We start from the raw sequence: 14,473 nt of genomic DNA, 5'->3' as shown, positions 1-14,473 counted from the left end.
GTGTGTTGAGGGATAGGGTTTTTTGTCAGGTGATGTATGGGCGTTGAGCGGAGATACATTGCGGTACAATTGGCGTGATGAAGGGTACGGGTATACATGTGGCTACCGAGGTGGTTCCGTTCACCTTACGTTCCTTGCTCCTCTGGTACAAAGGAACCGGTGAACGTGCCAGGGGGGCTCGCCGCCTCCCCCCTGGCTACCCCGGCTCCCGGCAAAGAAAATCGCCGCGTTGCGGTGCCTTCGGCTTATTCCCTTCGGCTTTCGGGTCGGGGGCGATCCTACATCCATGTAGGTCGCCCCCTCTCGGCGCGTCCATGCGCCTCGCCCCGGCCTGCGGTCAACGCCTCAGCGATTTTCAGCCGGACACGGGCGTCGCTGTATGTCTTTTAACCTACTGTAATGATTCGATTGCTTTAGCATCGCTATGTTGTAGGCCGGGTAAGGCAACGCCGCCACCCGGCGATAGGGTACAAAATCAAACCATCGGCAACGTTATCCGTGCGCAAAGCCCCCCTTCAGCCCGGTTCACCAACTGCAACTCCCCGTTCAACTGCCCCGTAAGCTGTGCCGCTATCGCCAGCCCCAGCCCCGTCCCCCCGGTTTCCCGGTTACGGGAAGACTCCACCCGGTAAAAGGGCTGCAACACCGCCGCCAGCTCATGCTCCGGAATACCCGGCCCGTTATCCTCCACGGCAATCTGCACTCTGTTATCACCTGTCGTCAGCGTCACCACTGCCTTATCGCCAAACTTCAGGGCATTATCCAGCAGATTGGTGAGGATCCGGTGCAGCGCCTGCGGACGGGTTGCAAAGGGCATGTGGTTTCTCACCGCCGAGAACTGCACGTTTTTGCCGGTATCGCTGTAGTCACAGACCAGCGTATCAATAAAGGTATAGAGATCGACATTACGAACCGGTTCAGGCGCCACGCCGGACGAGCGCGCGTAGTCTATTCCCTCGCGCACCAGGCGCGTCATGCTGTCCAGGTCCTGGGTGAGCTTGTCGCGCAGATCCGGCTGATCGGCCATCTCCACGCGCAGCCGCATACGGGTAATGGGCGTCTGGAGATCGTGCGAAATAGCCGCCAGAATCTGCGCCCTCTCCTTGAGCGACGCCTGGATCCGCGCCTGCATGGCATTAAAGGCGCGCGCCGCCTGACGTACCTCCAGCGGCCCCTGTTCGGTGAGCGTCAGCGGATTGGGGCTGGTGGGTTCGAGCGTGTCCACTGCCCGGGTAAAGTGGGTAAAGGGCCGCACCACCTGGCGCACCGCCAGCCAGGCGCAGATCACCACTAATAAAAGCTGGATCACAAAGACCACCGGCAGCCAGCGGGCGACCGGGGGCATGCGGGGGGTGAGATCCAGCGTCAGCGGCGAGCCGTCGCTTAGCGTCAGGTGGGCCTGAATGTGCGAAACAGGCCCCGGCACCGCCGTGAAGCGCAGCGGATAGTGGGTTGCGAGCGTCTCCGTCAGGGTCCGGACTGCATCCCGTGAACGGGCATCGGCCGGAGGTGCCCCCGGCTCACCTGGCCCCAACAGATAACGATAGTTGCCCCTCTCAAGACGCGGCAGCCACTGCGCCCGTTCATTGGCCGGCAGCCTGTCCAGAATCGCCACGCTGGTGGAAACATCATCTTCCAGATTGCCGAGCATCACGTGCCGGGCGCTGCTCATCCGCTCGGCCAGCACCAGCGTCAGGCTCAGACCATTGGCGAGCAGCAACCCCAGCAGGACAATCAGCAGCAGGCGGTAATGAAGCGAGCGCGGCCAGAGCCTCATTCTTTGGCCTCAATAATGCTGACGGGCATCGAAAAGACATAGCCTTCACTACGTACTGTTTTTATATACAGTGGTGTGCGCGCATCCTCATTTAAGCGCTGGCGCACCCGGCTGACCAGGAGATCGATTGAACGTTCAAACAGCTCTGCATCCCGCCCCTGGGTGAAGTTAAGCAGCTGATCGCGGGTTAATACGCGCTGAGGATGATCGACAAATACCCGCAGCAGACGGTACTCCGCCCCGCTCAACGCCACGATGGTGCCGGTAGCGTCCAGCAGATGACGGGCGCTGGTGTCGAGCTGCCAGTCGCCAAAGGCGATGATCCGTCCGGCTTCGGTCACCTGCAGATTGGGCGGCAGCGTGCGAAACCGGCGCAGTATCGCTTTGATCCGCGCCAGCAGCTCACGCGCCACAAAGGGTTTAACCACATAGTCGTCTGCGCCCATCTCGAGGCCCAGAATGCGATCCATATCGTCATGGCGCGCGGTCAGCATCAAAATCGGCAGATCCTTATGTTGACCGCTGCGCAGCTGGCGACAGAGCGTGAGGCCATCGTCCCCCGGCATCATGATATCCAGCACCACCATATCCACGGCCTGCCTGTCGAGCACGGCGCGCATCTCCTTGCCGTTGGCCGCACCCGTGGCGCGATAGCCGGACTTCACCAGGTAATCGACGATCAGCTCGCGTATATCTCTGTCATCATCCACGACAAGAATGTGATCGGTTGTCTCCACCCTAAGCTCCTGTTTTTCAGCGATGGGCAAAAAAATAGCATAGCTGGCTTATAACTTGTCCGCATCCACCACCGCTTTGACGAAATCCTGCGGATCTTCCTGGGCCGGATTGTGGCCGATATTGCCGGTAAAGGTGCGATGCTGATACTTGCCGGTAAATTTTGCCGCATACGCCGCAGGCTCCGGATGCGGTGCGCCGTTGTTATCACCTTCGATGGTGATGGTGGGCACGCTGATGGTCGGTGCGGCCGCCAGCTTCTGCTCATAGCTGTCGTAACGGCTTTCACCCCGCTCCAGCCCAAGACGCCAGCGATAGTTGCTGATGGTCACCGCCACGTGATCCGGGTTATCCAGCGCTTTGGCGCTGACGTTAAAGGTCGCATCGCTGAATTTCCAGCCGGGGGATGCCAGGGTCCAGATCAGTTTCGCAAAGTCGTGGGTGTTGGCCGCATACCCCTTCTCACCGCGCTCGGTGGCGAAGTAGAACTGATACCACCACTGCAGTTCGGCCTTCGGCGGCAACGGTTTCGCCCCCGCCTGCTGATTGCCAATCAGATACCCGCTCACCGAAACCAGCGATTTCACGCGCTCCGGCCACAGCGCCGCCACAATATCCGCCGTTCTCGCGCCCCAGTCGTAACCGGCAAAGACCGCGCGTTTGATTTTCAGGGCGTCCATCAGGTTAATCACATCTTTCGCCATGGCCGCCGGTTGGCCATTACGTGGGGTGGTAGAGGAGAGGAAACGCGTGGTGCCAAAACCGCGGTTGTACGGGACGATCACTCTGTAGCCTTTTGCCGCCAGCGCGGGAGCCACCTGGGCATAGCTCTGAATATCGTACGGCCATCCGTGCAGCAGGATCACCGGTTCGCCGTTTTTCGGCCCGATATCGACATAGCCAATATTCAGATCGCCTGCGTCAATCTGGTGGATCTGCTTAAAGGCCGCGTGATAATCGCTGCCTGCCGCCTCGGCCTGACAGGCGGATACGGTGGCGAATGAGAGAGTTAAGGCCAGGGTTGAGTAAGCCAGTTTGTTCATCATGGTGGTTTCTCCGGGTCAGCTATTCGACCCGCTTATCTCATCACCCTGATGTATGGCGAATATGTGCAGATTTGGCCGTTTTGCAAGGCGGTGTATCGCGCTCGCGCGCAGATACACTGCGATACAAAAGGCGGCCCGATGACCCGGGAAATTACGTCAGCTGGTAATACTTGTCCGGCAGTTTGCGCGCCGGGATCTCCTGCTCGTCGTTCATCTGTAGCAAATCAATCTCCATCGCATTGCAGATGGCATCCAGCGGCAGGTCATTATTCTCGACGCCGAACGGCTCTTCCAGCTCTTCCGCCAGGGTATCGAGCGAGATAAAGGTATAGGAAATCAATACCGAGACGAACGGCGTCATGTAGTGCAGATCGCTGACCAGCGCGAACGGCAGCATGATGCAGAACAGGTAGACCGTACGGTGCAGGATCAGCGTGTAGGCGAACGGCACCGGGGTATTGGCGATCCGCTCGCAGCCCGCCAGCACCGTGGACATATCATTCAGGCGAATATTCAGGCTGTGAAACAGGATATCCGACAGTTCACCATTGCGGCGTCTTACCGCCAGCCACTCCCCCATGATCAGCAGGATGCGGTTCGCCGGGGAGCTGGAGTCCATCGCGGCCCGCAGGTTCTCTGCTGACAGGTATTTTGAGAGCTGCCCGGCCTGGGGCTGTTTGCGCAGGGTCATGCGCAGACAGTGGGCAAAGGCGATCTGCAGGCGGACAAACTCCCCTAACGCCGGATCGTCCGGCAGCGTGTTCTTCACTTCCCGGAACAGGGAGCGCGAGGCAATCATCAGCTGCCCCCACAGCTGTCGCGCCTCAACATAGCGGGCGTAACAGGCGTTGTTTCGAAAACCGAGGAAGATTGCGATGGCGACCCCAAGAATGCTGAACGGCGCGACCGTCAGCCGGATGCCCAGCGAGGTATACCAGGGCAACATCAGGATCACCACGATGGAGAGCAAAAAATTGAGGAACAGGCGGGAAAAGATTTTGGTCAGCACGGAACCGTGCCAGACAAATATAAGACGCAACCAGTGCTGTTGGGGTCGAACGATCATAGTCAGCTTCATCGGGAAAAAAGAGCGGTGACTATTAAACGTGATCGTTATCACGGTTGCAAGTTTGTTAAAAAATGCTGTCGTTTTGCTAAGCCTGTTCAGACCGCACGGTGTTTCATCCTGCTCGAATAAAAAGAGATTAAAGTATGTTGTAACTAAAAAAGGTAACCGGTCAGGATAACCTATGCGGGCGCTCCCCCTCTCCCGTCAGGAGAGAGGGAGGCTCCATGGCTTAGCAGAGCGGTTTGACGGCGGCGCGCATGCCCTGATGCAGAATGGCATCCAGATCCTGCGCAACCTGTTCTACCAGCCCGCTCACCTGGGTCAGGTCCTGTTCCCAATGCTCGCTGACGCTCAGTACCGCGGTCACCAGCTCGCGGGTGTTGATCTGCTGGTCATGATGCTGCGTCCACAGCTGCTGGAAACGGGTTAACCAGTGCGCGTCATCCTGCACCGGATAACTTTCGCCGTTACGTTCCGCACGGTAAAAGGCGATCAGGGCCGCCAGCGCAAAGGTCAGACGGGCCGGGAGTTTGCCGCTGGCCTGCTGCCCCGCCAGAAGCTGCGGCAGAATGCGGGTCCGGTACTTGGTCATGCCGTTCAGGGCAATCGACAGCAGCTGATGTTTGATATACGGATTGCGGAAACGGCCCGTTACCGCGCTGGCAAACGAGGCCAGCTCATCGCGCGGCAGATCCAGCACCGGAATAATCTCTTCATGAATCGCTTTTTCGACAAAGGCGCAGATTTCGGTGTCGTTCATCGCTTCACCCACGGTATCCAGCCCCGCCTGGAATGCCACCGGCACCAGCGCGGTATGTGCGCCGTTGAGGATCGCCACTTTGCGCTCTTTGTATGGCTTGATGTCGTCAACAATCAGCACGTTCAGCGCCAGCTTATCGAGACGCAGCTCCTGTGCCAGCGTTTTTGGCCCCTGGATCACAAACAGATAGAAGTGTTCAGCGGTATCGAGGAAGGCATCGTGATAGCCCAGAGAGGCTTCAAGCTCTGCCACTTCATCGCGCGGATAGCCAGTGACGATACGGTCAACCAGGGTGGAACAGAAGGTATTGGCGTCGTTGATCCACTGGATAAAGGCCGCAGGCAGCGCCCACTCCTGAGCATAGCGCAGTACCAGCTCACGCAGGGCGTCACCGTTGTAGTCAATTAATTCGCACGGCACGATAACCCAGCCTTTATCGGCGGCCCCGTTGAAACGGCTGAAACGCTCGAACAGCAGGCGGGTCAGTTTTGCCGGATAGCTGACCGCAGGCGCATCCTCAAACTTATCCCCGGCGTGATAGCTGATCCCCGCTTCCGTGGTGTTAGAGAAGACAAAGCGCATCTCCGGGTTATGCGCCAGCTTCAGGAATTCATCGTACTGATCGTAAACGCTGATCTCACGGTTCACCGAGCGGATAAGACGCGCGTCGCTGACCGCTTCGCCCTGCTCGTTCAGGCCGCGAATGATGGTGGTATACAGGCCGTCCTGAGTGCTCAGCGAAGGCGGAAAATCGCTTTTGATGGGGCGCACAATCGCAATACCGGCGTTGAGGTCGGTATGCTCGTTAAGCAGATCGATCTGCCAGTCAATAAACGCGCGCAGGAAGTTGCCCTCACCAAACTGGATGATACGTTCAGGATAGAGAGCACCGGGGAAATCACGACGGTTTAGTGTGTTCACAATGGGGTCCTTGTAATGATTAGTCATACAGCCTGATAAGATTGGTACGATAACTTATCAAACTTTACGACCACAAACCCCGGTTTTGATCAATTCCGGTGTGAATTGTGACAGGATCTATATGAATTTGTAGACCAGAACGCCTGCGGGGTTTACTTCTCCCTTCTCAACATCCGGTACCTCGCTGCTGTTTCATGGAGTACATCATCTGGTCGGCAGTGGTCAGCCAGCTCTTGAGATCGTCGCGGTCGTGATCGAACTCGCGCACGCCCCAGGAAAAGGATAGCGCCCACGGATATTCGGCATGCTCGTTCCAGTTCGCCGCCTGTTCGGTTAAAAACTGCATGGCGATCCATGCCCCCTTTTCGTCGCTGTTGGCAAACAAGATGGCAAACTCATCCCCGCCGTAGCGCGACAGCACGTCGGCTTCACGAAAGGTGGAGCTCAGCAGACCGGCCATCGCCTTCAGGGCGTTGTCGCCATCTGTGCGGCCATAGCGGGCGTTTATCTGCTTAAAACGATCGAGATCCAGCCAGGCCAGGGTTAAAGGCTCAGCCCGACGGCGGGCAGCGCGAATGGCATAGGTCGCCAGATGATGAAAGCCCCGGCGGTTGTAGAGCCCGGTCAGCGGGTCGGTGATACTGGCGCTGGCGGCGGCAAACTCCGCTTCCACCAGTGCCGCCAGGTCGGCCAGCGCCTCAATGTCAGAAGGCGAAAAAGGGCGTGGATAGTGATCGATAATGCAGAGCGATCCCACCGCGGCCCCACCGGGCAGACGCAGCGGATAACCCGCGTAAAAGCGGATAGGATCATCGTCGGTGACCAGGGGGTTATCGGCAAAGCGGGTATCGTCAAGGGTATCGGGGATCACCAGCGGTGCATCGCTAAGGACGGTATGGCCGCAAAAAGAGAGATTTCGCGGCAGGCTGGTCGGGTCGCCACCATCGGTGGATTTAACGACCACAACGTGCTCGTCAACCAGATTGATCATCGCCACCGGCACGCCAAACACGCGTCTTGCCAGCCGGGTTATACGCGCGTAGGTCGGGTGATCTTCTGGTTCAAGCAGCCCGGATTCACGCAAGGCACTGAGACGCTTTGCTTCATTGTTGGGTAGTGAGGGTGATTTCATACAGACTCCGGACGTCAGGCTTTTTAAAAGCTTAGCGCATACTGAGGCCAGTTAGTGGGCAAATATGCGGTTTTTACCATCGCGTTTCGCCTGATACAGTGCGGCGTCGGCAGCCTGTAACCAGTCCGTAACATTTCCCATCTCCCGGGTGGCGCAGGCAATGCCAATACTCATTGTGCAATGGACCGCCTCTTCCGCGACGTCACTGATAATCGCTGCCGCATCCATAATGCGGGTAGCGACTATCCGCGCTTCGTCGAGGGTGGTATCGGGCAGCAGGATCACAAACTCGTCCCCACCCAGTCGCGCCGGGGTGTCGCTCTGACGGCTGGCGATATGCAAAATTTGTGACACTGTCACCAACAGCATATCTCCCACCTTGTGGCCGTAGCGATCGTTGACCTCTTTAAAGTTATCGATATCGATAAACATCAGCGCCGAATCGTGGCAGGTTTGCTGCAATTTATGCAGCTCATGATCGATACGCTCCTCCAGCAGACGCCGGTTGGCAATGTCCAGCAGCGGATCCATCATCGCAATACGCTCCAGCTCGCGTGATTTAAAGCGCAGCCGCACGGCGATAGTGTTGGTGAGCACGCTGAGCGCCACGGTATAGATAGCAATCAACGGCAGCGTGGCATAGAGAGTGCGCTGCGACACCCACGGCACCAGCGCCATTCCCTGCGCCAGCCAGCTCCCCATAAAGACCGCCACCATCACCGCCCCGGCCTTTTTCATCAACGGGAAGCCACCCGCCGCCAGCCGGTCGGCAAGTAAGATAGTGGCAATGGCGACGGAAGGCAGCGGATTGACCGCCATCATGGCGATCCAGAAGCCGCCTGCCCCGGCGTCTAAAACCAGGTTCTGATGTTCGGTAAAGAGCGGCGTCGGAGAACGCCGGGCGCGCCACCAGGCCAGGGTTGGCCAGACAAAGGCGTTGATAGCCAGCAATCCCATAAGCCAGACGGAACGTTGCTGTTCCAGCAGGACGGAGAGAATAGGGATAAAGCAGAGAAAGGTTCCAAGCATTCGCATCAGATACATGCGTTTGATAAACCGACTGCCAGGCACGCGAGGGGATTTACTGAGTCTGTCAGTTCCGTTCATCACACGATTTTTCCGATATAATCACCCTTTTATATTATTGACGTTGAAATTTTGTATCAAGGCATTTATTAGTTTCGTGAATATATGGTGAAGGGCGTGGTCACGCCCTGGCAAACGATTACAGCTGTTCCGAAGGCGCTACCGCCTGTTCGGTAGTTTTTATCTCTGTCATTCGGGCGCTGGTACGATTTCGACCTGCTTTTTTCGAGCGATACAGATAATCATCCGCTTCTGTCATCAGACGATTAAACACCTCTGTGAGCTGTGACAGCTCCGACCTTCCGCTGCCCAGACCAATACTGACGGTTAAAAACAGCGTCTGCCCCCGCCAGTTAAAGGGATGTTGTTCAACCGTGGTACGAATACGCTCCGCCAGAGCATATGCCTGCCCGGCTGAAGCGGAGTTCACCACCACGGCAAACTCTTCGCCGCCCATTCGCGCCACCAGCCCTGCGTTGCCCACCGTCTCCTGCACTTTGCGCGCAAAAGCGGCCAGGACGGTATCGCCACATTCGTGACCATAGTTGTCGTTGATGCTTTTGAAATAGTCGATATCCAGCAGCATGACGGTCAGCCGCGGGCTTTTGCGCTTCCCTTCAACATTTTTAAGCGCCTCATACAGTCCGGAGCGGGAGTAAACCTGAGTCAGATAGTCGTAATCGGCACGCAGGGAAACCTGGCGGATCAGGGAATTGATCGCCGCCATGCTGACCGAGACCATAACCGGGCAGATTGCGAGGGTAGCGATCCCCAGACGGGCAGAGAACATCATCGGGGTGGTGAGCGGCGTGGTTGCCACGATGGTGATGATGGAGTTGCCAATCAGGGTGATCTCCACCGTCCCGGTGACAAAGGTCAACAGGCAGGTTGCCGGCAGCGAATAGCGCACCGCACACCAGATCAGCGCCGGCAGCGGAAACGCCAGCGCACCGGCCCCGCCGATTGCGACCGAGGCCATCACCGAGATAATCAGCAACACCACCGGCATCAAATGGCTGGCACCTATGGCCCGGTTGAACGTGGGCCAGGTCATGGTCAGCATACAGGGAACAATTAATACCCCGGTAGAAAACTGTTCGCTAAACCAGTCGGCGACCAGCGGCCAGAAGGCGCGACTGTCCACCCCGCCCGCCACCGCCGCTCCGAGCAGGGCGCTGAGCAGCGCAGCCACCAGACAATAGTTAAACAGCCGCAGGGCATTCACCGGATCCGGGGTGCGATTTTTCAGTCGCTTGTCGCGCTGGACCAACAGGGCTACGGTGACAATAAACACCATATTCGAGAGGTTAATACCCAGCGAGGAGATGCCCCAGTCGGTGGTGATGGCGTCGTATACCAGCATGGCGATATAGGACATCACGTAATAGCGAGGCCGGTTCAGGTAAGCGTAGCGGGCAAACACCCCTGCCATCACGCCATTCAGCGGCCAGAACATCGACAGCGACTCCATCAGACGAAGCTGCGCGCCGATAAAATAGAACAGCGTGGTCAATACCACTATTCCCGCCGCGTTTCGGAACGGACTGTGCGGCTGAAAAAGTGTGAATGTTCTGGCGTAAGCAGAAGACATGCAATATCAATCCATAGGGTTGCTTTTAACATTGAATACACATCCACGCGGATGAATGTTAAAAGTTTGGTATTAATGTATATCACATTAAGGGGATAACTATCATCATCCAGTTAGCAGTGCTTATCAGTTGTGCCGTCAGCCAGACGGCACAGGCAGTGCTTAATAGACTGAACGCCCCAGCTGCTGAGTCAGGTGTTCCAGCGCCGTGACGCCCGCCAGGGAGTTCCCCGCGTCGTCCAGTTCAGGGCTCCAGACCGCAATCGCCATCTCGTGAGGCACGATCGCCACTACCCCGCCACCAACCCCCGATTTCGCAGGCAGCCCCACCCGCCAGGCAAACTCACCGGCATTCTGATACATCCCGCTTGTCGCCATCAACGCATTGACCTGCCGGGCCTGCATCGGCGTGACAACGGGCTCGGACAGATGCGGGGCATAACCCTGAGCAGCCAGAAAAAGAAACGTATTTGCCAGTTCGACACAGCTCATCTTCAGGGCGCAGTAGTGGAAGTAGTTTTGCAGCACCGTTGGCACGTCGTTATGGAAATTGCCGAACGACTTCATCAGCCAGGCGATCGCCGCATTGCGCGCCGAGTGTTCAAACTCCGAGCGGGCAACGGCGGAATCGTAGCCGATATCACTGACGCCGGAGAGCTGACGCACGATCTCCAGCATTCTCTGACGCGGTGCGCTCAGGCGGCTTTGCAGCATGTCGCATACCACCAGCGCCCCGGCGTTAATAAACGGATTACGCGGTTTGCCCTGTTCGATCTCCAGCTGCAACAGCGAATTGAACGGCTGACCGGAGGGATCTTTTCCCACCCGCTGCCAGATCTCATCCTCGTCATACTGACGCATCGCCGCCACCAGGCTCAGGACTTTCGAAATCGACTGAATGGAGAAACGCTCTGTGGCATCACCGGCCTGAAAGTGCTGCCCGTCCACCGTAGTGATGGCAATGCCGAGTTTGTTGCCATTGACCGAGGCCAGCGCCGGGATGTAATCGGCGACTTTACCCTTGCCCAACAGGGGACGTACTTGCGCCAGAATGGCGTCCAGCATCTGATTATTGATGTTCGCAGCCATCGGTTGCTCCTTGCTCACAGGCCAAAAACGGCCTGCGAGTATAACAGAGGCTGATGGATGGCGTCAGGCAGGCAGTCGGAACCGCGAGACAGCCTGCAACAGCAGGCCCGATTCATCATGGAGCCGTTGGGAGGCTTCGGAGGCGGTGTTGACGAGCGCATCGGTCTGGCGAGCCACCTGGTTCAGCGCCTGGAGCTGGCTGGTCATACGGTGAATACTCTCGCCCTGGCTGAGGGTGGCAACGGAGATCTCATTCAGCAGACTACAGAGATTACCCACCAGGCCAATCACCTGCTGGAGGTTATCCTCCAGCCGGGTGACGGCTTTCGAGCCATCCTCGATGCCCTGCAACGAGTGGTTAATTAACTGCTGGATGGTCTGGGTCGAGTGACTGCTTTTACGCGCCAGCAGCCCCACCTCCCGCGCCACCACGGCGAATCCACGTCCCTGGTTGCCGGCGTGGGCCGCTTCAATGGCCGCGTTCAGCGCCAGAATATTGGTCTGGAACGCCACATTATCGATGATCGCCACAATGCCGCGCATCTCCGAAGAGCGCTCCACGATGGCCGCCATCGAGGCATTGACCGTCTCCATCATCCGGTCTCCCCCTGCCGCCATCTCCCGCGCCTCGTCCGCCCGTGAGCTTGCCAGTTTTGCATAGCCGCTGTTTCCCTCGACGTGGGTTTCCAGCGCGGCAATATGCGCGGTCACCTCTTTCAACTCCTGCGCCTGACGCGCAGACTGCTGATAGAGATCCTGATTGCCCTGCGCCAGCGAGCCAATATTGGTCACCATCGAGGTGGTCGCCTCGCTGACCTGGGTCACCAGCTGTTGCAGGCCCTGTTGCAGCGTCTCCACGCTACCGCCCAGTTGCGCAATCTCGCGGTTAAACCGGGTCACGGTGGGTAGCGGTGAAGAGAGATCCCCCGCCGCCAGCAGATTAATATGAGCGATAAGACGACGCAGCGGGACGATCACCCAGCGGGACATGGCAAACCACACCGCAACCGCAATCCCCAGCAGAACAACCGGGGCCAGCAGAAAGAGTGATTGCAGACCGGAGAGACTGGCCGTCAGCCGCTGCCGCCCCTCCGTGGCGCGCTGGGCGCTGGCCTGCTGATAGCGGGCATAGTTGTCATTAAAATCGGCCTGAAACGCCTGGGCAGGTACGGCAAAGAAGGCATCGATCGATTGACCATTGACCAGCCCGTCGGCCTGCTCACGGATAGCGTCGAAAAACAACTGGTAGCTGTTGAGCAGTGCTTCATCCCGTGGCGGATGCATCGCCTGCCACGCCTGCCAGGCCTGCTGAGAATCACGTAGCGCCTGTTGCGCCTCATCCATCAGGCTGTGCCAGCTGCCGTCGGATCCGGTCTCTTTATCCTGCATAAAATAAACTCCCGCACGGTTAAGCAGATCGCTTGCTGCCAGCAACGAGATGCGGGCCTGATCGACCTTTGCCTGTTGCAGCCAGGCCATCTGGTTGCGCTGTTCGTTGCGCTGGGCATCGCGCAGGGAGACGGAAAGTAAGACCGATGAAGAGATTTGCAGCGCGGAAAAGAGGCCGATGATACAGAAGATCCCCGCCAGCAAACCAAACTTCCGGGGAGTAATGCGGCGAAAAATTTGCATTAAGTTCATGATTTCTTCATTAACAAGGACTTAGACGTGGGCGAGTCTACGCAGTGAAAATGACAGAACTATTTCAGAATGATGACAGGCGCCAGGCAGCGCTTTGCTTGCACGGGCCTGCGGGTTTTGTAGGCCGGGTAAGCGCAGCGCCACCCGGCGGAACAATGGAAGCAAAGTTAAACCCGGTCTTTCCACACCGTCTGCACATTACAGAACTCATGCAGGCCAAAGTGCGACAGCTCCCGGCCAAATCCGCTTTTCTTCACCCCGCCGAACGCCACGCGGGCGTCGCTGGCACTGTAGCCGTTGATAAACACCCCGCCGCACTCAAGCTGGCGGGCAAAGCGGTCGGCCAGCTCTGCATTGGCGGTAAAGAGTGTCGCCGAAAGCCCAAAATCGCTGTCGTTAGCCAGGGCAAGCGCGTGATCGGCATCGGTTGCTACGCTAATCGCTGCTACCGGGCCAAACAGCTCCTGACGAAACGCGGTCATCGTTGGGGTCACATTCCCCAGCACGGTCGGCGCATAGTAGTTCCCTGCCCCGGCAATCTTCTCGCCGCCCAGCAGCAGGGTCGCCCCTTCGGCCAGCGTCGCCTGCACCTGCTGATGCAGCTCGTCGCGCAGATCGAAACGGGCCATCGGCCCGAGGTAGTTCTCTTCGTTTTCAGGCGCGCCCATCTTAAGGGCCGCGGTGGCCTCGACAAAGCGACGGCTAAACGCATCGGCAACACCCGCCTCGACGATAAAGCGCTTGGCTGCCGCGCACACCTGCCCGGTGTTCTGATAGCGTCCGGTCACCGCCGCTTTTACCGCCAGATCCAGGTCGGCATCGTTGAGGACAATAAAGGGATCGGAACCCCCCAGTTCAAGCACGCATTTTTTCAGCGCCGCCCCGGCCTGGGCGCCAATGGCGGCCCCGGCACGCAGGCTGCCGGTCACGGTGACCGCGGCAATGCGCGGATCGGCGATCATCTGGCTCACCCCGTCATTAGTGGCGTTCAGCTGACCAAACACCCCCTGCGGGAATCCGGCATCGGTAAAAATTGCCGCGATCAGGTTCGCGGCACCCTGCACGTTCGGAGCATGTTTCAGCAGATAGCTGTTACCCGCCAGAATAATCGGCACCGCACCGCGCAGCACCTGCCACAGCGGGAAGTTCCACGGCATCACCGCCAGCACCGGCCCCAGCGGGCGATACTCAATCACCGCGTCCGCCACCTGGGTTGCCTCGGTATTGAGCATGGCCGGGCCATGTTCAGCATACCAGTCGCATAGCCCGGCAGATTTCGCCACCTCCCCACGCGCCTGGGCGATGGGTTTGCCCATCTCCCGGGTGATCATCTGCGCCATCTCTTCGCCACGATTGCGCAGCGCGGCGCCCAGATCGCGTAGCTTTTGCGCACGCGTCGCCACCGGCACGTTGCGCCACAGGCGAAAGGCGGTATCGGTCTGTGCAAGGGCATGTTCAACCTCGGTGACGGTCGCCCACGGCCAGACAGCCAGGGTTTCGCCGTTTGCCGGGTTAATGGACAGGGCATGGGTAGCAGAAGGTGTAGTCATGATCGGCTCCGTGTATTAACAGTTGCTACAGTGTGGCGCGATCTGCTATTTCTTAAAAATGAATAATAATAACCAC

At 58.2% G+C, this 14,473-nt stretch carries 11 protein-coding genes; all 11 read right to left on the bottom strand.

Annotated elements, in window-relative coordinates; translation table 11 throughout:
* Nucleotides 1–475: 475 nt before the first annotated feature.
* Complete coding sequence (locus GNG29_RS10775) at nt 476–1,777, bottom strand: ATP-binding protein (RefSeq protein ID WP_156654466.1); 1,302 nt, start codon at nt 1,775–1,777, stop codon at nt 476–478.
* On the bottom strand, nt 1,774–2,514 hold the full coding sequence (locus GNG29_RS10770; RefSeq protein ID WP_114387091.1) for a response regulator: 741 nt from the start codon (nt 2,512–2,514) through the stop codon (nt 1,774–1,776). The genes GNG29_RS10775 and GNG29_RS10770 overlap by 4 nt, the downstream gene beginning before the upstream one ends.
* A 48-nt stretch (nt 2,515–2,562) precedes the next feature.
* Nucleotides 2,563–3,558 carry an alpha/beta fold hydrolase gene (locus GNG29_RS10765; RefSeq protein ID WP_114387092.1) on the bottom strand — a complete coding sequence of 332 codons (996 nt, stop codon included), beginning with the start codon at nt 3,556–3,558 and terminating at the stop codon, nt 2,563–2,565.
* A gap of 151 nt (nt 3,559–3,709) precedes the next feature.
* Nucleotides 3,710–4,624: a bestrophin family protein gene (locus GNG29_RS10760; protein WP_103179579.1), complete on the bottom strand. Its 915-nt coding sequence runs from the start codon at nt 4,622–4,624 to the stop codon at nt 3,710–3,712.
* Between the two features lie 232 nt (nt 4,625–4,856).
* Complete coding sequence (locus GNG29_RS10755; RefSeq protein ID WP_156654465.1) at nt 4,857–6,308, bottom strand: tagaturonate reductase; 1,452 nt, start codon at nt 6,306–6,308, stop codon at nt 4,857–4,859.
* Nucleotides 6,309–6,474: 166 nt separating this feature from the next.
* Nucleotides 6,475–7,440, bottom strand: coding sequence for a sensor domain-containing diguanylate cyclase (locus tag GNG29_RS10750; RefSeq protein ID WP_103179577.1), 966 nt, complete (start codon nt 7,438–7,440; stop codon nt 6,475–6,477).
* Between the two features lie 51 nt (nt 7,441–7,491).
* Nucleotides 7,492–8,484 (bottom strand): sensor domain-containing diguanylate cyclase, encoded by a 993-nt coding sequence (locus GNG29_RS10745; protein WP_156655470.1) that lies wholly within the window; start codon nt 8,482–8,484, stop codon nt 7,492–7,494.
* A 181-nt stretch (nt 8,485–8,665) separates the two neighbouring features.
* Nucleotides 8,666–10,117, bottom strand: coding sequence for a GGDEF domain-containing protein (locus GNG29_RS10740; protein WP_156654464.1), 1,452 nt, complete (start codon nt 10,115–10,117; stop codon nt 8,666–8,668).
* A 162-nt stretch (nt 10,118–10,279) separates the two neighbouring features.
* Entirely contained in the window at nt 10,280–11,206 is a 927-nt protein-coding gene (gene glsB, locus GNG29_RS10735) for a glutaminase B (RefSeq protein ID WP_103179574.1), read from the bottom strand.
* Between the two features lie 63 nt (nt 11,207–11,269).
* Nucleotides 11,270–12,847: a methyl-accepting chemotaxis protein gene (locus GNG29_RS10730; RefSeq protein WP_103179573.1), complete on the bottom strand. Its 1,578-nt coding sequence runs from the start codon at nt 12,845–12,847 to the stop codon at nt 11,270–11,272.
* Nucleotides 12,848–13,014: 167 nt separating this feature from the next.
* A complete protein-coding gene (gene sad, locus GNG29_RS10725) occupies nt 13,015–14,397 on the bottom strand; it encodes a succinate-semialdehyde dehydrogenase (RefSeq protein ID WP_156654463.1) in 1,383 nt (460 codons plus the stop codon).
* Nucleotides 14,398–14,473 lie beyond the last annotated feature (76 nt).

The sequence above is a fragment of the Leclercia sp. Colony189 genome (assembly GCF_009740165.1).
GTDB lineage: Bacteria > Pseudomonadota > Gammaproteobacteria > Enterobacterales > Enterobacteriaceae > Enterobacter.
Note: the sequence above shows the minus strand (reverse complement) of the source record. Positions and strands in the feature narration are given on the sequence as shown.

Excerpts from the sequence above, each read along its gene's own strand:
- GNG29_RS10775 (WP_156654466.1), bottom strand. The coding sequence starts at position 1,777 with ATGAGGCTCTGGCCGCGCTCGCTTCATTACCGCCTGCTGCTGATTGTC.
- GNG29_RS10765 (WP_114387092.1), bottom strand. The coding sequence starts at position 3,558 with ATGATGAACAAACTGGCTTACTCAACCCTGGCCTTAACTCTCTCATTC.
- GNG29_RS10760 (WP_103179579.1), bottom strand. The coding sequence starts at position 4,624 with ATGATCGTTCGACCCCAACAGCACTGGTTGCGTCTTATATTTGTCTGG.
- GNG29_RS10750 (WP_103179577.1), bottom strand. The coding sequence starts at position 7,440 with ATGAAATCACCCTCACTACCCAACAATGAAGCAAAGCGTCTCAGTGCC.
- GNG29_RS10745 (WP_156655470.1), bottom strand. The coding sequence starts at position 8,484 with ATGTATCTGATGCGAATGCTTGGAACCTTTCTCTGCTTTATCCCTATT.
- GNG29_RS10740 (WP_156654464.1), bottom strand. The coding sequence starts at position 10,117 with ATGTCTTCTGCTTACGCCAGAACATTCACACTTTTTCAGCCGCACAGT.
- glsB (WP_103179574.1), bottom strand. The coding sequence starts at position 11,206 with ATGGCTGCGAACATCAATAATCAGATGCTGGACGCCATTCTGGCGCAA.
- GNG29_RS10730 (WP_103179573.1), bottom strand. The coding sequence starts at position 12,847 with ATGAACTTAATGCAAATTTTTCGCCGCATTACTCCCCGGAAGTTTGGT.
- sad (WP_156654463.1), bottom strand. The coding sequence starts at position 14,397 with ATGACTACACCTTCTGCTACCCATGCCCTGTCCATTAACCCGGCAAAC.